The following is a 16,848-nucleotide window of genomic DNA, read 5'->3' as shown; positions in this document are numbered from 1 at the left end:
CGCCGCCGCCCGCGCCCGGGGCGCCTTCGGGTTGCGTCCGGAGCCGGGGACGTGCGTGCCGGGGGCTGTCCCTGGAGCGGCGCGGTGCCGGTCGCTGACCGGCTCGCCCGGCGCCCGGCGGCCACCGCGCCGACGTGCCAGCCGGCGCGGACGCGCATTCCCCGACGCGTCCCGTTCCCACCGCCACCTGAACCGGGACCGAAGCCAAACCCTTTTCGCCCCTCCGACCCCATGGGCCAGGGGTCCGGAGCTCGTCCCCGGACCGTGCGATCGCACCTAGGTCGTCCTCGACGTGGGCCGCGCGCGGCCGCGGTTCCCTTGCGGCCGTGGGCCGTGGTCATGTGCGGGCGGTGTGGCCGTCGTCGTGGTCTTCGCCGCCGGGGGCTCCCGCTTCGGGCGTGGGGCCCGGGGGCGAGGTCGTCCTCGGTATACGGCGTGCGCGGCCGCGGTTCCGGCGTGGCCGCGCGCCGTGGTTATTTGCCGGCCGGCCCGGTCGGCTTCGCGGCCTTCGCCGCCGCCTTCATCTCCTGTTTGTGCGCCCGTACCTTGGCCAGCGACTCCGGGCCGGTGATGTCGGCGACGGAGCGGAAGGAGCCGGGTGCGCCGTAGTCGCCCGCCGCCTCCTGCCAGCCCTCCGGGCGGACGCCGAGCTGCTTGCCCAGCAGGGCGAGGAAGATCTGCGCCTTCTGCTTGCCGAAGCCCGGCAGGTCCTGGAGCCGGCGCAGCAGTTCCCGGCCGTCGGCGACGCCCCGCCAGACGGCCTCGGCGTCACCGTCGTACGTCTCGACGAGGTACCGGCACAGTTGCTGGATGCGTCCGGCCATCGAGCCCGGGTAGCGGTGCACGGCGGGCTTCTCGGCCAGCAGGGCGGCGAACGCCTCCGGGTCGTGGGCGGCGATGTCGTGCGCGTCCAGGTCCTCCGCGCCCATGCGCCTGGCGATGGTCGACGGGCCCTTGAACGCCCACTCCATCGGGATCTGCTGGTCCAGCAGCATGCCGACCAGGGCGGCGAGCGGACTGCGGCCGAGGAGTTCGTCGGCCTCGGGGTCCTGGGCGAGGTGAAGAGTGACGTCCATGCCCCGATGATCGCGCGTGGGGGCTCAGGTCGCGCGCCAGTACCCCAGCGCGTTCACCCGCTGCTTGGGAAGGCCCAGCTCCTTGCGGACGTACGAGGCGAGGGCCCGGGTCGTGGCCGTGTCGCAGGCGATCCAGACGTACGGGTCGGGAGTGGACCCCAGCAGCGCGGGCAGCGCTTCCTTCACCTGCGCGACCAGGTGGGCGCCCGCGTCGCGGCGCGGGACCGCGCGGACGTCGTGCCGGGCGGGGTCGGTGCGGAAGGGCAGGCCGTCGTCGGCGCCGCCCTCGAACCAGACCGTCGCCGGGGCCTCGTCCAGCGCCCCGAGCAGGGAGTTGAGGGCGGGCAGGGACGCCGGGTCGGCGACGGCGAAGACGTGCGAGGGTGCCGGGTCGGGGGTCTGGAAGCCGGTGCCCTGGACGGTCGCCTCGATGGTGTCGCCGGGCTTCGCGGCCCGGGCCCAGTCGCTGGCGCACCCCTCGTGCAGGGCGAACTCCATGCTGAAGGTGCCGGCCGCCGGGTCGGGGTCGACCAGCGTGTAGGCGCGCTGGTGGGGCCTGCCCGCGTTCTCGAACCACAGCCGCACCCACATCGTGGGGTGGACCCCGGTCGCCGCCAGCATGCCGCCGTCGGTGAGGTGCAGCCGCCGGAAGGCGGGGGTGACGTCCTCGGCGCCCGTGACGGTGAACTCGTAGTCCTTGGCGCGCATCAGCTTGAGGACCGCGCCTTCCCAACCCCGCCCCTGCCCCATCGTTTCTTCACCCTTCACGTACTATTCGGCCACCACATCAAGACTTAGGTGAGCCTAACCTAAAGGAAAGTAGGGGCACAGGGGTGAGCGCCGAGACATACCGCGACGCCTGGGGAATCCCGCACCTGCGCGCGGACAGCGCGGGCGAACTCGCCCGCGCCCAGGGCCGCGTCACCGCCCGCGACCGGGCCTGGCAGCTGGAGGTCGAGCGGCACCGGCTGCAGGGCACCTCGGCGTCCTTCCTCGGCCCCGAGGCGCTCGCCTGGGACCGGTTCGCGCGCCGGGCCCGCCTCGCGGACACCGCCCGCCGCTGCTTCACCGCCCTGGAGGAGCAGGACCCGGAGACCGCCGACTGGGTCCGGGCCTACGTCGACGGCGTGAACGAGGGCCTCGCGCAGTGCGCCGGCCCCGAGTTCGCGCGCGTCGGCCTCGCCCCCGGCCGCTGGGAGCCCTGGACCCCGCTCGGCATCTGGCTCGCCACCCACATCCTCTTCGCCGGCTTCCCGGCCAAGCTCTGGCGCGAGCACGTCACCGAACACCTCGGCCCGGACGCCGTCGCCCTCTTCGCCACGGACGGCCCCGGCACCGCCGGCAGCAACGGCTGGCTGGTGAGCGGCGAGCGCACCGTCACCGGCCACGCGGTCATCGCCGGCGACCCGCACCGCTTCATCGAGGAGCCCGGCGTCTACCAGCAGATCCACCTGTCCTGCCCCGAGTTCGACGTCGTCGGCCTCGCCGTGCCCGGCGTCCCCGGCATCGCCCACTTCGGCCACACCGGCACGGTCGCCTGGGCCATCACCAACGCCATGGCCGACTACCAGGACCTCTACCGCGAGCGGCTGCGCCGCACCGGCGCCGGCGTGGAGGCCCTCGGCCCCGACGGCGTCTGGCACCGCGCCGCCCGGCACACCGAGCTGGTCCGCGTGGCGGGGGAGGAGCCCGTCGAGGTCGAGGTCATCGAGACCGACCGGGGCCCGGTGATCGCCGGCGGCCCCGAGGGCCTGGACGACGGCACCCCGGTCGCGCTCAGCCTGCGCTACCCGCCCCGCGTCACCGCCGACCTCGGCTTCGGCGCCCTGCTGCCGCTGCTGCGGGCCCGCCGGGTCGCCGACGTGGACCGCGCCCTGGACGCCTGGGCCGAGCCGGTCAACGTGGTGCAGGCCGCCGACACCGAGGGCGGGCTGCTGCACCGGATCGCGGGCCGGGTGCCGGTGCGCTCCGACGCCAACCGCACCCGGCTGGTGCCCGCGTGGGAACCCGGCCACGAGTGGCAGGGCCGGCACGTCACGCCCCGCGCCGGACTGACCGACGGGATCGCCGTGATGGCCAACCAGCGCGGCCCGGCCACCCCGCTCGGCGTCGAGTTCGCGCCGCCGCACCGCGCGGACCGCATCGCCGCCCTGCTGGCCCAGAAGGACCGCTGGTCGGCCGCCGACATGCCCGCCCTCCACATGGACACCCACCTGGCCTCCGCCGCCCCCCTGCTGGACCGCCTCGCGGACCTGGCGGACCTGACCCCCGGGGCCGCCGCCCTCCGCGACCGGCTCCTCGCCTGGGACCGCCGGATGGACGCCGGCAGCGCGGACGCGGCGGCCTACGCGGCGGTGCGGAGCGCGGTCGTACGCGGGCTTGCGGCCCACCCGGCGTTCGCCGCGCTGCGCGTCCCGCCCGCGTACCCCGAGGTGTTCCTGCCCTGGCTCGCGCTCGTGCCGCGCATCGGCTACGCCCTCGAACACCTGCTCAGGGCACCCGACCTGTACGGCATCGACCGCACGGAGACCGTCCGTGCGGCGGTGGAGGAGGTGGCCGCGGCCGGGCCCGCCGGCACCTGGGGTGACACCCACCGCCTCGCGGCCTGGCGGGCGCTCCCCGACCCCTCGGACGACGCCCCCGGCCTGTCCGGCGATCACGACTGCGTGCTGTGCACCTCCGCTGTTCCGGGCCTGACCGACCTCGCCGCGCGCGGCCCGGCCGCCCGGTACGTCTGGGACCTCGCCGACCGTGAGGGCAGCCGCTGGGTCGTCCCCTCCGGCGCCTCGGGAATCCCCGGCTCGCCCCACCACCGCGACCAGCTCCCCCTGTGGCTCAGGGGCGAACTCGTCCCCGTCGTCACCGACTTCACCCGACTGCACAAGGAGACCGATGTCTGACCCGTACGCCTCCCGCGCATCCGTCCACGAGCAGGTGCTCGACGGCTTCGGCACCGTGCGCGTCCTGCCCCTCGACGCCGCCGCGGACGCCGGGGTGATCCACCGCTGGGTGAGCGAGGAGCGGGCCTCCTTCTGGGGCATGAACGGCCTGACGCGGGACCAGGTCGCCGGGATCTACGCCCACATGGACACGCTCGACACCCACCACGCCTTCCTCATGGTCAAGGACGGCGAACCCGTCGCCCTGCTCCAGACCTACGACCCCGAGGCCGACCGGGTGAGCGAGTGCTACGACGCCGAACCCGGCGACATCGGCGTCCACCTGCTGCTCGCCCCCGCCGGAGCGGACGGCGCCCGGCCCGGCTGGACCGCGGGGCTGGCGGCCGTCGTCACGACGTACGTCCTGCTGGTCCTCGACCGGAAGCGGATCGTCGTCGACCCGGACGTGCGCAACGACAAGGCCATCGCCCGCTTCCTGAAGCAGGGCTTCACCGCGGGCCCCGCCGTCGTCCTGCCGGAGGTCGACCTGCCCGACGTGTACCTGCCCGAGAAGAGGGCCCAACTGGCCTTCCTCACCCGGGAGGTAGCCTTTCCCGGGTGACTCCGGTGACCCCCGAGGACCTCGTCGAGCACTACGGGCTGGAGCCCATCCCCCGCGAGGGCGGCCTGTTCCGGCGCACCTGGGTGGGCCCGCAGCGCCCCGACGGGCGCCCGGCGGGCTCGGCGATCGTCGCCCTGCTGACCGCCCGCCCGGGCGACTTCTCCGCGCTGCACCGCCTGCCCACCGACGAGATCTGGCACTTCTACCTGGGCGACCCGCTGGAGCTGCTGCTCCTCGCCCCCGACGGCACCTCCCGCACGGCCGTACTCGGACCCGGTGTGCTGGACGGCCAGCACGTCCAGCTCACCGTCCCCGCCCGCACCTGGATGGGCGGGCGGGTGGCGGCGGGCGGTGCCTGGACGCTGTTCGGCTGCACGATGGCCCCCGGCTTCACCTACGAGGACTACGAGCACGGCGACGCGGACGCCCTCACGGCGCGCTATCCGGACCGGGCCCGGCACATCGTGGAACTGTGCCGCCCATGAGCCTCCTACTGGAAGACCAGGTCGCCCTGGTCACGGGCGCGGGCGGCGGCATCGGCCGGGGCATCGCGCTGCGGTTCGCCGAGGAGGGCGCGGCCGTCGCGGTGCACTGCCGTACGGCCGTGGAGGCGGCGCGCGACGTGGCCGCCCGGGTGCGGGAGCGCGGCGGACGGGCCGTCGTGCTGCGCGCCGACCTCACCGACGAGGACGCCTGCCGGCGCCTGGTCGAGGAGGCCGCCGACTGGGGCGGGGGACGGCTGACGGCGCTGGTGAACAACGCGGGCGTGCAGCCGGTGCGGGAGCTGGCCGGGATGACGGCCGACGAGTGGCGGGCGGTCGTGGACACCAACCTGTCGAGCGTCTTCGCCTGCACCCAGGCCGCGGCCGGGATCATGCGGTCGCAGGACGGCGGCGGCACCATCACCCACATCGCCTCCATCGAGGCGAGCGCGCCCGCCCCCGCCCACGCCCACTACTCCGCCTCGAAGGCGGCCGTCGTGATGCACGCCCGCGCGGCAGCGCTGGAGTACGGCCCGTGGGGCGTCCGCGTCAACACCGTCTCGCCGGGGCTCATCGACCGCGAGGGACTGGCCGAGGCGTGGCCGGAGGGGGTGCGGCGCTGGGAGTCGGCGGCGCCGACGGGCCGCCTGGGCCGCCCCGAGGACGTGGGCGACGCGTGCGTGTTCCTGGCGTCGCGGCTGGCGTCCTGGGTCACGGGCCACGACCTGGTGGTGGACGGCGGGGTGTCGGCGCGGCCGGCCTGGTGAGCACGGCGGCGCCCGCGTCCGTATCCAAGCGTCGAGGCGGTGGGCCGACGACCGGGGAGACGACGTGAGGCGTGACGGTGCGCGCGGAGGAGCCCGAGGACCGCGGCCGGTCCGGTGGCTGCTGCTGGGAGCCGTGCTGGTCCTGTTCCTGCTCGGCGGCCCCGGACCGGCGTCCGCGCACGCCGCCCTCACCGCCACCGACCCCGAGGACGGCACCGTCCTCCAGCGGGCCCCGAGCGGCATCACCCTCACCTTCACCGAGTCCGTCGGCCTGCGCGACGACTCCTTCCGCGTCCTCGACCCCGGCGGCCACCGGGTGAGGACGGGACAGGCCGGCCGCGCGGACGGCCGCTCCGACACCGCCCGCCTCACCCTCCGGGAAAAGCTCGGCGAGGGCACCTACACCGTGGCCTGGCGGGTCGTCTCCGCCGACAGCCACCCGGTCTCGGGCGCCTTCACCTTCTCCGTCGGCCGGCCCTCCGCGACGGCCGCGCCGGTGGACGCCGGGCCCGCCGAGGGCCCGCTCACCGGCGCCCTCCACCAGACCGCCCGGTACCTCGCGTACCTCGCGGCCGCCCTGCTCATCGGCACCGCGTCCTTCGTCGCCCTGTGCCGCCCGCCGGACCCCGCCCCGCTGCGCCGCCTGCTGGTGGCCGGCTGGTGGACCCTGCTGGCGTCCACGGTCGCGCTGCTGGTGCTGCGTGCCCCGTACGAGGCGGGGAGCGGGCCGGCGGCGGCGCTGGACGCGGAGGCGTTCGGCGGCACGCTCACCTCCCGGCCGGGAGCGCTGCTGCTGGTCCGGCTGGTGCTGCTCCTGGTGGCCGGGGCCCTCGTGCTGCGCATGGCCCGCCTGCCGCGCCGGCCCGCCCGCACCCCCCTCGCCGTGGCGTCGGGCACTGCCCTGGCCGTCGGACTCGCCCTGACCTGGGCCGCGGCCGAACACGCCTCCGCCGGGATCCAGGTGCCCGCGGCGATGGTGTCGTCCGTGCTGCACCTGCTGGCGACGGCGGTCTGGCTCGGCGGCCTCACCGCCCTGCTCACCCTCCTGCGCCGGCCGGCCCCGGCCGCCGTGGCCGCCCGCTTCTCGCGCCTCGCCCCCGTCTGCGTGACCGTCCTGGCCGTCACCGGCGTCTACCAGTCCTGGCGGGGCCTCGGCTCCTGGTCCGCGCTCACCGGCACGACGTACGGCAGGCTGCTGCTCGCCAAGCTGTCCGCGGTGGCCCTGCTGCTGGCGGCGGCCGCGCTCTCGCGGCGGTGGACGGCACGGCTGGCGACGGCGGACGCGGAGACGGCCGTACGCCCGCGCGAGCGCCTCCCGGAACCGGTGGGCGGCCCGCCCCCGCCCCCGCCGGACCCGTCGCCTCCGGACCCTTCCCCGGAACGCGCCGCCGGGGACGCCCACCGGCGGCGGCTGCGCCGCTGTGTGCTGGTCGAGGCCGGCGTCGCGGCCGTGGTGCTCGCCGTCACGACCGTGCTCGCCGGCACCCTGCCCGGCCGGGCGGCGGCCGAGGCGGGCCGGGGGACACCGGCGGGCGGGGTGCTGCCCGCGTCCGTCACCACGATCCCGTTCGACACCGGCACCCCCGGCGGCCGTGGCACGGTCCAGATCACCCTGGACCCGGGCCGCACCGGCGACAACGCCGTGCAGGCCGTGGTCTTCGGCCCCGACGGCGGCCTGGCCACCGTCCCCGAGCTACGGCTCTCCTTCACCCTCCCCGACCGCGACATCGGCCCCGTCCAGGCGGAACTCGTCGACCGCGGCGGCTACTGGAGCGCCAACACCGTCACCCTCCCCCTCCCCGGCACCTGGACGATGAAGGCGACGGTCCGGGTGTCGGAGGTGGACCAGGTGAGCGAGACGAGGAAGACGCGCATCGCTCCCTGACCGAGCAGACCGCGCCGAGCCGGGCCGGTCGGCCCGCGGTCCGGTGAAACGCCAGAGGGCCGGACCGCTTGTGCGGTCCGGCCCTCTGGGCTGGCGGAGGATACGAGATTCGAACTCGTGAGGGGTTGCCCCCAACACGCTTTCCAAGCGTGCGCCCTAGGCCTCTAGGCGAATCCTCCGCCGGAAACATTACATGACCCGAGGGAGTGCTCGCGAACTCGTTCCCGGGCCGAACGATCGGGTACGCTGGGCGCAGCCCCTCACGCGGCGCTATCTGACTGAACTCCCCCAGGGCCGGAAGGCAGCAAGGGTAGGTTGGCTCTGGCGGGTGCGTGGGGGGCGTTTGCGTGTCCGGGGCTGTGAGGAGCGCCCCGTTCGACGCGGGCCGGTTTGTCAGTGGGCGCCTATAACCTCGTATGCGTGTCGTCTCTCGCGTTGTACCGCCGCTACCGCCCGGAGTCCTTCGCCGAGGTCATCGGGCAGGAGCATGTCACCGACCCGCTGCAGCAGGCGCTGCGGAACAACCGGGTCAATCACGCGTACCTGTTCAGCGGTCCGCGCGGCTGTGGCAAGACGACCAGCGCGCGGATCCTCGCCCGCTGCCTGAACTGTGAGCAAGGTCCCACCCCGACGCCGTGCGGCGAGTGCCAGTCGTGCCGGGACCTCGCCAGGAACGGGCCGGGTTCGATCGACGTCATCGAGATCGACGCGGCTTCGCACGGCGGTGTGGACGACGCCCGTGACCTGCGGGAGAAGGCGTTCTTCGGGCCGGCCGGCAGCCGGTACAAGATCTACATCATCGATGAGGCCCACATGGTCACCCCGCAGGGCTTCAACGCCCTGCTCAAGGTGGTCGAGGAGCCCCCGGAGCACCTGAAGTTCATCTTCGCGACCACCGAACCCGAGAAGGTCATCGGGACCATCCGGTCGCGGACCCACCACTACCCGTTCCGGCTCGTGCCGCCCGGCACCCTGCGGGACTACCTCGCCGCGGTGTGCCAGAAGGAGGACATCCCGGTCGAGGACGGCGTGCTGCCGCTGGTGGTGCGCGCCGGCGCCGGTTCCGTCCGTGACTCGATGTCCGTCATGGACCAGTTGCTCGCGGGCGCCGGTGCCGACGGTGTGACGTATGCCATGGCGACCGCCCTGCTCGGCTACACGGACGGTTCGCTGCTCGACTCGGTGGTCGAGTCGTTCGCCTCGGGCGACGGCTCCGCCGCCTTCGAGGTCGTGGACCGGGTCATCGAGGGAGGCAACGACCCGCGCCGCTTCGTCGCCGACCTGCTGGAGCGGCTGCGTGACCTCGTCATCCTCGCCGCCGTGCCCGACGCGGCGGAGAAGGGGCTCATCGACGCCCCCGCCGACGTCGTCGAGCGGATGCAGGCCCAGGCCCGGTCCTTCGGTGCCGCCGAGCTCAGCCGCGCCGCCGACCTGGTCAACGAGGGGCTCACCGAGATGCGGGGCGCCACCTCGCCCCGCCTCCAGCTGGAGCTGATCTGCGCGCGCGTGCTGCTGCCCGCCGCGTACGGCGACGAGCGTTCGGTGATGGCCCGGCTGGACCGGATCGAGCGCGGTGTGCAGTTCTCGGCGGGCGCGGGCGCGCCCGCGATGGCGTACGTTCCCGGCCCCGACGCCCATGCGGGTGCCGCCGGTGCCGCCGCCCCGGTTCCGCCGGGGGGCGGGCCGGCCGCGGCCCGAGCGGCGGTGCGCGCGCCGGGTGGCGCCGGCTCGCCCGGCCCGGGTTCCCCGGCTCCCGCCGCGTCGGCGGCCGGGCCGGTCGCTTCTCCCGACGCGCCGAGTGCCCCCCCGTCCGCGCCTGCCGCTCGGGCCGAGGGCGCCGGCGCCGGCCCGGCCGCGCCCGCCGGACAGCCCGCCACCGGTGCCGCCGGAGGCGGTCAGCCACCGGCACCGGCCTCCGCACCCGCGTCCGTGCCGCCGGCCTCCGCGCCCGCGCCCGGCGCCTGGCCCACCGCGGCTCCGGCCGGTGGCGGGCGCCGTCCCGGCGGATGGCCGACGGCGGCACCCGCGGGCGGCGGGCAGCCCAGGGCGGCGACTCCCGCGGAGCCCGCCCCCGCTGCCCCCGCCGCCCCGTCCTCCCCCGGTCCCGCCGCCGCTGCCACGCCCCGGTCCGGTGGCCTGGACCCCCGCTCGCTCTGGCCCGACATCCTCGAGGTGGTCAAGAACCGCCGCCGGTTCACCTGGATCCTGCTCAGCCAGAACGCCCAGGTGACCGGCTTCGACGGCACGTCCCTCCAGCTCGGCTTCGTCAACGCCGGTGCCCGCGACAACTTCCTGAGCAGCGGCAGCGAGGACGTACTGCGGCAGGCCCTGGCCGAGCAGTTCAACGTGCAGTGGAAGATCGAGGCGGTCGTCGACCCCTCCGGCGGTTCGGCACCCCAGCCCCCCGCCGGTCCCTCCGGCGGCTACGGAGGATCCGGCGGAGGCGGCTTCGGCGGTCCCGGCAACGCCGGCTTCGGCGGCGGTGCGTCCGCCCCGCGCCCGGTGACGCCGCCGCCCGCGTCCCCGGCCCCCGCCCCGTCCGCGCCGCCCGCGGCACCGGCCGCCGCACCCGCGCCGGCCGCCCCCGTCACCCCGGCCCCGGCCCCCGAGCCGCCGGCCCCGGTCTCCCCCGAGGACGACATCCCCGAGGACGACGACCCCGACCTCGACGAGTCGGCCCTCTCCGGCCAGGAACTGCTGGTACGGGAGCTGGGGGCGACGGTCGTGGAGGAGATCACGCACGAGTAGGCGCCGTGCGCGCGAGCAGGCGCGCGTGGGTCCGTGCCTGTCCCGCACCACCCCAGGCACCCGCTCTGGAGGAACGCACAAACACCGGACAACCCTCCCCTCGGAAGCCCGCACAAACCACCCCGGCCCGCTCCCGTTAGGCTGACCCCGTGAAGGTCCTCGTCATCGGCGGCGGCGCCCGCGAACACGCCCTGTGCCGTTCCCTGTCCCTCGACCCCGACGTCACCGCGCTGCACTGCGCCCCCGGCAACGCCGGCATCGCCGAGGTCGCCGAGCTGCACCAGGTCGACGCCCTCGACGGCGCGGCCGTCTCCGCGCTGGCCACGGAGCTCGGCGCCGACCTGGTCGTCGTCGGTCCCGAGGCGCCCCTGGTCGCCGGGGTCGCCGACGCCGTGCGCGAGGCGGGCATCCCGGTCTTCGGCCCCTCCGGGGAGGCCGCCCAACTGGAGGGCTCCAAGGCCTTCGCCAAGGACGTCATGGCCCACGCCGGCGTGCCCACGGCACGCTCGTACGTCTGCACGACTCCCGAGGAGGTCGACGCGGCGCTCGACGCCTTCGGCGCCCCCTACGTCGTCAAGGACGACGGGCTGGCCGCCGGCAAGGGCGTCGTCGTCACCGGTGACATCGAGGCGGCCCGGGCGCACGCGCGGGCCTGCGAGCGCGTCGTCATCGAGGAGTACCTCGACGGCCCCGAGGTCTCCCTCTTCGCCGTCACCGACGGCGAGACCGTACGCCCGCTGCAGCCCGCCCAGGACTTCAAGCGGGCCCTGGACGGCGACGAGGGCCCGAACACCGGCGGCATGGGCGCCTACTCGCCGCTGCCGTGGGCCGACCCCAAGCTCGTGGACGAGGTCGTGGAGACCGTGCTCCAGCCGACCGTCGACGAGATGCGCCGCCGCGGCACCCCGTTCTCCGGCCTCCTCTACGCCGGTCTCGCGATCACCTCCCGCGGCGTCCGCGTGATCGAGTTCAACGCCCGCTTCGGCGACCCCGAGACGCAGGTCGTGCTGGCCCGGCTCCAGACCCCGCTGGCCGGCCTGCTGATGGCGGCCGCCACCGGCAACCTCGCCCCCCTCGAACCCCTGCGCTGGAGCGACGACGCGGCCGTCACCGTGGTCGTCGCCTCGCACAACTACCCCGGCACCCCGCGCACCGGCGACCCGATCACCGGGCTCGACCAGGTGGCCGCCGAGGACGCCCCGCACGCCTACGTCCTGCACGCCGGCACCCGGCGCGAGGGCGACTCGGTGGTCAGCGCGGGCGGCCGCGTCCTGTCCGTCACGGCCACCGGCAAGGACCTCACCGAGGCCCGCGACCGCGCCTACCGGGCCGTCGCCCGCATCGGCCTCGACGGCTCCCAGCACCGTACGGACATCGCGGCGAAGGCGGCGGCGGGCGCGTAGCCCGAGCCCGGAGAACGCCCCTCCGCACCGAACCCGGCAGGCCCCGGCTCCGTCTCAGGAACCGGGGCCTGATCCTTGCTGTCCGTCATCCACCTTTGCCCAAAGCCATTCCATCGAGTGACCAATGCGCCATACGGCTGACGGGTGCCCGGGCCCCAACTAGGGTGCCGCGCAGGCGTTCCGGCACATGGCCCACCGGCATTGCGATGTCAGTGGCGGGTGCCACAGTGGGGGAGTGAGCACCAGCAGGAGAGCATCAGGACAGCCCAGGGCAGCAAGGAGGGGGTGAGGTCCGGCCGTGACCGGTATGGGTGTGGAGGCGGGCGCGCAGACCGCGCGTTCCCGGGCGCTGGCCGTGCTGCGGATCCGCAGCCGGGCGCTGGCGGTGGCGCTGCTGCCCGCGGCCGCCGCCGTGGTCCTGCTCGCGGGCGGCTCCACCGGCCATCTCGTGGGCCCGGGGTGGGACGCCGCCCGCTGGGCCGTGTCCGTGATCGCGCTCCTCGTCCTGCTCGCCGCCGTCGGCGTCGCCCTGGTCGTGGCCCGGGCCCGCCCCGCCATGACCCCGACGGTCCCGATCGCGGAGGACTCGGCGCCGGACCTGTACCGGATGGTGCGTGACCTGGCCGACCGGCTCGACGTCCCCGCGCCGTCCGCGATAGCGCTCACGCCGGACTGCGACAGCTGGCTGGAGGACCGCACCCACCGGGCGCACGGCCCGCCGTCCCCGGAGGAGCAGGACGACGCGGCCGGCCCGGGCGGGCCCGCGCACCGAAGGTCCGCGGCCGCTCCGGTCCTCGTCATCGGCTCCCCCTTCCTGTGGTGGATGCGGGTGGGCGAGCTGCGCGCCGTCCTCGCCCCCGTCGTCGCCGGTACGGGACCGTCGGCGCACCCCGACATAGCCGCCGCCCGGCGCTTCGTCCAGGGCCTGGACGCCGCGGTGGCCGTGGCCTCGGCGGGGAACCGCGGTCCGCTGTCCCGCACGGTCTGCAAGGGCCTCGGCTGGGTCTCCCGGCTGCTGCTGCGCAGCTGCCGCGGCCATGCCGCCGAGATGGAGCGCGGGGTCGCGGCGGCGGCCGCCGAGCGCGCACAGGCCGTGGACTACGGTCTGCGGATCGTCGCCCAGGAACAGGTCGGCCTGGCGTACGCCGGCTGGGACCGGCTGCTGACCCGGGTGGCGCTGCCGGCCTGGCGCATGGGCCGCTGGCCCTCCCGGCTGGACGTCGGCGTCGTCGCGGCGCTCACGGAGCTGTCCCGCCGCGACCGCCTGGCCGAGGGCTTCGCCTCCCGGCTGGGCGAGCGCCCGGCCTGCGACCTGCTGGAGGAGCCCGGCGCCGTGGACGGCGCGGTCTCCCTCCTCGCCGCCCGCCTGTTCCACGGGGGCCCGGCGGAGCCCGGCCCGGACTGGTCGCCGGTGGAGTGGGACCAGTACCCGGAGGAGGTCGTCGACCGCACCTGGCGCACGAACGCGGCCCGGCTCCACCGGGTCCTGGACACCCTGGGCGTCCGCCGCACCGCCGAGAGCGCCGCACCGGGCGCCGAGGGCCCGACCCTCGCCCGCGTGCTGGACCACCTCACGGACCCGTCCGCACCGGCCGCCGGCCACCCCCCGGCGGCGCACGGCGGCCCGGCCGGGCACGCCGCCCGCACGGACGGCCGGACCCCCGACGACGACCACGACAACGCCGGTCACGCGCACGCGTGTCACGACGACGACCTCGCCGGCACCACCCCCCGCGGCGCGGCCCTCGCCGCCGGGCTCAGCGCCCAGCTGGCCCGCGAGGAGGCGGAGTCCGCCGGGCCCAGGGCCCCCGCCGCGTCCTCCGCGATACCTCCCGTCGGCGCGGCCGGCCCCGACCGGGCCCTGTGGGACGACCGGGCGCTCCCGCTCTTCCCCCTGCAGGCCCCGCGCACCAGCCGCGAGATACTCACCGAGCACATCACGGCGATGGTGTGCTGTGCGGCGATGGACACCGCCGGAGCGTCCCCGGGACTGGACTGGCTCGACGGCCCCTCTCTGCTGGTCAACGGCGAACGGACGGCGGACCTGGGCCCCCGCGTCCTCAGTCTCGTCGAGGGCGGCGACCCGGCCCCGCTGCGGGCCTGGCTCACCGAGCTCGGCATACGCCCGGAGAAGCCCGTACGCCTGGTCTGAGGCGCCCGCCCTCCGCGACCACCTGATCCCCGACCCTCTGAGACATGTGAATCGGATCCTCCGCTTCCACTTTCGGTCACTTCGCAACGAACAGTGACAGCACGCGCGCGAAATGTGATGTGCTGGGACCGATCGCGCACATGGCAAGGGCGTACGTCATACGCACGACCACGGGGGCACGAGGGAGGGGAAGTCCCATGGCGTCCGAGCAGATCCGCCGCTGGGAGTCCGGAGCGCTCGCGCACGCCGTGACGGACCCCTTCGGACAGGGGCCCGTCCCCTGGCTGCGCGGCGGCGAGACGTACTTCGGGGACTCCGGCCAGGTCGTCCCCTGGTACGTGGACCCCGACCCGGCACAGGACCCCGCCCCGGACACCCGGGCGAAGTCCCGGAAGTACCCCGAGCGCCGCTCCGGCGGCGGTCCGCGCGCCGCCGACGACGTGCACCGCCAGATCAAGGGCTTCACCGCCACCGGCGCCGTCGCTCCCGGCGAGGCCATCGACTTCCACATCACCGTCGACCCGCCCCAGGAGTTCGGCGTCGACGTCTACCGGATCGGCCACTACGGCGGCGACGGCGCAGCCAAGATCACCACCAGCCCCCGCCTGTCCGGCATCGTCCAGCCCCCGCCGCTCACCGCCGACCGCACGGTCTCCTGCCACCACTGGTGGCTGTCCTGGCGGCTGCAGATCCCGTCGTACTGGAACATAGGCGCGTACGTCGCCGTCCTCACCACCGCCGACGGCTACCGCTCCCACGTGCCCTTCACGGTCCGCGACAGCGACCCGGCCGACCTGCTCCTGGTCCTGCCGGACATCACCTGGCAGGCGTACAACCTCTACCCGGAGGACGGCCGCACCGGCGCCAGCCTCTACCACGCCTGGGACGAGGAGGGCCGGCTGCTCGGCGAGGCCGACGCCGCGACGACCGTCTCCTTCGACCGCCCGTACGCGGGAGCGGGCCTGCCCCTCCACGTCGGGCACGCCTACGACTTCATCCGCTTCGCCGAGCGCTACGGCTACGACCTCGCCTACGCCGACGCCCGCGACCTGCACTCCGGCCGCGTCGACCCGAGCCGCTACCGGGGCCTGGTCTTCCCCGGCCACGACGAGTACTGGTCCACCGCCATGCGCCGCACCACGGAACTGGCCCGCGAGCAGGGCACGTCCCTGGTGTTCCTCTCCGCCAACACCATGTACTGGCAGGTGGAGCTGGCCCCCTCCCCCTCCGGCGTCCCCGACCGCCTGCTGACCTGCCGCAAACGCAAGGGGCCGGGGAGGCCCGCGCTGTGGCGGGAGATCGACCGGGCCGAGCAGCAGCTGATCGGCATCCAGTACGCGGGCCGGGTCCCCGAACCGCACCCGCTGATCGTCCGCAACGCCGGCCACTGGCTGTGGGAGGCCACCGGGGCGCAGGAGGGCGACGAGATCGAGGACCTGGTCGCGGGCGAGGCCGACCGCTACTTCCCGCGCACACCGCTCCCGGAGCACGACGAGCGGATCCTGCTCGCCCACTCGCCGTACACCGACGTCGACGGCGTCCGCCGCCACCAGGAGACGTCCCTGTACCGGGCGGCGTCCGGCGCCTGGGTCTTCGCGTCCGGAACGTTCGCATGGTCGCCGGCCCTGGACCGCCCCGGCCACGTCGACCCGCGCATCCAGCGCGCCACCGCCAACCTCCTGGACCGCATCTGCAAACGCGACTGACCGTGTCCGGCCGCCACCGACCCCCTGTCCGTCGATCACCCGGGCATACGGGAGAATCAAGCCATTGGACAGAACCACGGGGAGGAACCGTGTCCGGATTCGTCGAAAAGCCCGAGCCGATCCAGGTTCCGGGTCTGGTGCATCTGCACACCGGCAAGGTGCGCGAGCTGTACCGGAACGAGGCGGGCGACCTCGTGATGGTCGCCAGCGACCGCATCTCCGCCTACGACTGGGTGCTGCCGACCGAGATCCCCGACAAGGGCCGGATCCTCACCCAGCTCTCCCTGTGGTGGTTCGAGCAGCTCGCCGACCTGGTCCCGAACCACGTGCTCAGCACCGAACTGCCCCCCGGCGCCCCCGCCGACTGGCAGGGCCGGGCCCTGGTCTGCAAGTCCCTGCGCATGGTCCCCGTGGAGTGCGTGGCCCGCGGCTACCTCACCGGCTCGGGACTGGCCGAGTACCGGGAGTCCCGCACCGTCTGCGGCCTCGCCCTCCCCGAGGGCCTGGTCGACGGCTCCGAGCTGCCCGCCCCGATCTTCACCCCGGCCACCAAGGCCGAGGTCGGCGAGCACGACGAGAACGTCTCCTACGAGGAGGTGGCACGCCGGGCCGGCGCGGACACCGCGGCCCGGCTGCGCCAGGCCACCCTCGCCGTCTACTCCCGCGCCCGGGACATCGCCCGCGACCGCGGCATCATCCTCGCGGACACGAAGTTCGAGTTCGGCTTCGAGGGCGGCGAGGACGGGAACCTCGTCCTCGCCGACGAGGTCCTCACCCCGGACTCCTCCCGTTTCTGGCCGGCCGACCAGTGGCAGCCGGGCCGCGCGCAGCCGTCGTACGACAAGCAGTACGTCCGGGACTGGCTGACCTCGGCGGAGTCCGGCTGGGACCGCGGGAGCGAGCAGCCCCCGCCGCCGCTGCCGCCGCAGGTCGTGGAGGCGACCCGCGCCAAGTACGTGGAGGCCTACGAACGCCTCACGGGCACGAGCTGGTCCTAGAACATCAAGAAGCCCCCGGCCGGAGCCGGGGGCTTCTTGATGCGGAGCGGACGACGAGGCTCGAACTCGCGACCTCAACCTTGGCAAGGTTGCGCTCTACCAACTGAGCTACGTCCGCAGTGCGCCGTGG

The 16,848-nt window shown here is 75.2% G+C and carries 12 protein-coding genes, 2 tRNA genes and 1 other RNA gene; 11 read left to right on the top strand and 4 right to left on the bottom strand.

From position 1 onward, the window contains the following. Positions 1 to 473: 473 nt before the first annotated feature. Both H0H10_RS30560 and H0H10_RS30555 read right to left on the bottom strand, forming a co-directional pair. Complete coding sequence (locus tag H0H10_RS30560; protein WP_188184385.1) at positions 474 to 1,076, bottom strand: HhH-GPD-type base excision DNA repair protein; 603 nt, start codon at positions 1,074 to 1,076, stop codon at positions 474 to 476. Between the two features lie 24 nt (positions 1,077 to 1,100). Then, positions 1,101 to 1,826: a siderophore-interacting protein gene (locus tag H0H10_RS30555; RefSeq protein WP_188184384.1), complete on the bottom strand. Its 726-nt coding sequence runs from the start codon at positions 1,824 to 1,826 to the stop codon at positions 1,101 to 1,103. Positions 1,827 to 1,909: 83 nt separating this feature from the next. On the opposite strand from H0H10_RS30555, the gene H0H10_RS30550 reads away from it, so the two are divergent. From H0H10_RS30550 to H0H10_RS30530, 5 genes are all read left to right on the top strand, one after another. Then, a complete protein-coding gene (locus H0H10_RS30550; protein ID WP_188184383.1) occupies positions 1,910 to 3,976 on the top strand; it encodes a penicillin acylase family protein in 2,067 nt (688 codons plus the stop codon). Next, positions 3,969 to 4,577: a GNAT family N-acetyltransferase gene (locus H0H10_RS30545; RefSeq protein ID WP_188184382.1), complete on the top strand. Its 609-nt coding sequence runs from the start codon at positions 3,969 to 3,971 to the stop codon at positions 4,575 to 4,577. The genes H0H10_RS30550 and H0H10_RS30545 overlap by 8 nt, the downstream gene beginning before the upstream one ends. A gap of 5 nt (positions 4,578 to 4,582) precedes the next feature. Further along, positions 4,583 to 5,062: a cupin domain-containing protein gene (locus tag H0H10_RS30540; RefSeq protein ID WP_188184607.1), complete on the top strand. Its 480-nt coding sequence runs from the start codon at positions 4,583 to 4,585 to the stop codon at positions 5,060 to 5,062. Continuing rightward, positions 5,059 to 5,826: an SDR family NAD(P)-dependent oxidoreductase gene (locus H0H10_RS30535; protein WP_188184381.1), complete on the top strand. Its 768-nt coding sequence runs from the start codon at positions 5,059 to 5,061 to the stop codon at positions 5,824 to 5,826. The genes H0H10_RS30540 and H0H10_RS30535 overlap by 4 nt, the downstream gene beginning before the upstream one ends. A gap of 118 nt (positions 5,827 to 5,944) precedes the next feature. Then, entirely contained in the window at positions 5,945 to 7,711 is a 1,767-nt protein-coding gene (locus H0H10_RS30530; RefSeq protein ID WP_188184606.1) for a copper resistance CopC/CopD family protein, read from the top strand. Positions 7,712 to 7,802: 91 nt separating this feature from the next. On the opposite strand, the gene H0H10_RS30525 is transcribed toward H0H10_RS30530, so the two are convergent. After that, positions 7,803 to 7,890: transfer RNA gene (locus H0H10_RS30525), tRNA-Ser, on the bottom strand. Between the two features lie 73 nt (positions 7,891 to 7,963). Between H0H10_RS30525 and ffs the strand changes: the two genes are divergently transcribed. The 6 genes from ffs to H0H10_RS30495 all read left to right on the top strand — a co-directional run bounded on the left by ffs (position 7,964) and on the right by H0H10_RS30495 (position 16,718). Then, positions 7,964 to 8,058: signal recognition particle sRNA small type (gene ffs / locus H0H10_RS30520), an RNA gene on the top strand. A 73-nt stretch (positions 8,059 to 8,131) separates the two neighbouring features. Continuing rightward, complete coding sequence (locus tag H0H10_RS30515; protein WP_188184380.1) at positions 8,132 to 10,459, top strand: DNA polymerase III subunit gamma and tau; 2,328 nt, start codon at positions 8,132 to 8,134, stop codon at positions 10,457 to 10,459. 149 nt (positions 10,460 to 10,608) lie between these two features. Then, a complete protein-coding gene (gene purD, locus H0H10_RS30510) occupies positions 10,609 to 11,862 on the top strand; it encodes a phosphoribosylamine--glycine ligase (protein ID WP_188184379.1) in 1,254 nt (417 codons plus the stop codon). A 307-nt stretch (positions 11,863 to 12,169) separates the two neighbouring features. Beyond that, entirely contained in the window at positions 12,170 to 14,014 is a 1,845-nt protein-coding gene (locus tag H0H10_RS30505) for a M48 family metalloprotease (RefSeq protein ID WP_188184605.1), read from the top strand. A gap of 197 nt (positions 14,015 to 14,211) precedes the next feature. Then, positions 14,212 to 15,720: a N,N-dimethylformamidase beta subunit family domain-containing protein gene (locus tag H0H10_RS30500; RefSeq protein ID WP_188184378.1), complete on the top strand. Its 1,509-nt coding sequence runs from the start codon at positions 14,212 to 14,214 to the stop codon at positions 15,718 to 15,720. Between the two features lie 89 nt (positions 15,721 to 15,809). Continuing rightward, complete coding sequence (locus H0H10_RS30495; RefSeq protein ID WP_188184377.1) at positions 15,810 to 16,718, top strand: phosphoribosylaminoimidazolesuccinocarboxamide synthase; 909 nt, start codon at positions 15,810 to 15,812, stop codon at positions 16,716 to 16,718. A gap of 45 nt (positions 16,719 to 16,763) precedes the next feature. On the opposite strand, the gene H0H10_RS30490 is transcribed toward H0H10_RS30495, so the two are convergent. Further along, positions 16,764 to 16,836 (bottom strand) — tRNA-Gly (locus H0H10_RS30490). Between the last annotated feature and the right edge of the window lie 12 nt (positions 16,837 to 16,848).

Origin of the sequence: Streptomyces griseicoloratus (assembly GCF_014534645.1) — a bacterium.
Lineage (GTDB): Bacteria > Actinomycetota > Actinomycetes > Streptomycetales > Streptomycetaceae > Streptomyces > Streptomyces griseicoloratus.
This window is presented reverse-complemented; position numbering and strand designations above follow the sequence as displayed.

Excerpts from the sequence above, each read along its gene's own strand:
- H0H10_RS30560 (WP_188184385.1), bottom strand. The coding sequence starts at position 1,076 with ATGGACGTCACTCTTCACCTCGCCCAGGACCCCGAGGCCGACGAACTC.
- H0H10_RS30555 (WP_188184384.1), bottom strand. The coding sequence starts at position 1,826 with ATGGGGCAGGGGCGGGGTTGGGAAGGCGCGGTCCTCAAGCTGATGCGC.
- H0H10_RS30545 (WP_188184382.1), top strand. The coding sequence starts at position 3,969 with ATGTCTGACCCGTACGCCTCCCGCGCATCCGTCCACGAGCAGGTGCTC.
- H0H10_RS30535 (WP_188184381.1), top strand. The coding sequence starts at position 5,059 with ATGAGCCTCCTACTGGAAGACCAGGTCGCCCTGGTCACGGGCGCGGGC.
- H0H10_RS30505 (WP_188184605.1), top strand. The coding sequence starts at position 12,170 with ATGGGTGTGGAGGCGGGCGCGCAGACCGCGCGTTCCCGGGCGCTGGCC.
- H0H10_RS30500 (WP_188184378.1), top strand. The coding sequence starts at position 14,212 with ATGGCGTCCGAGCAGATCCGCCGCTGGGAGTCCGGAGCGCTCGCGCAC.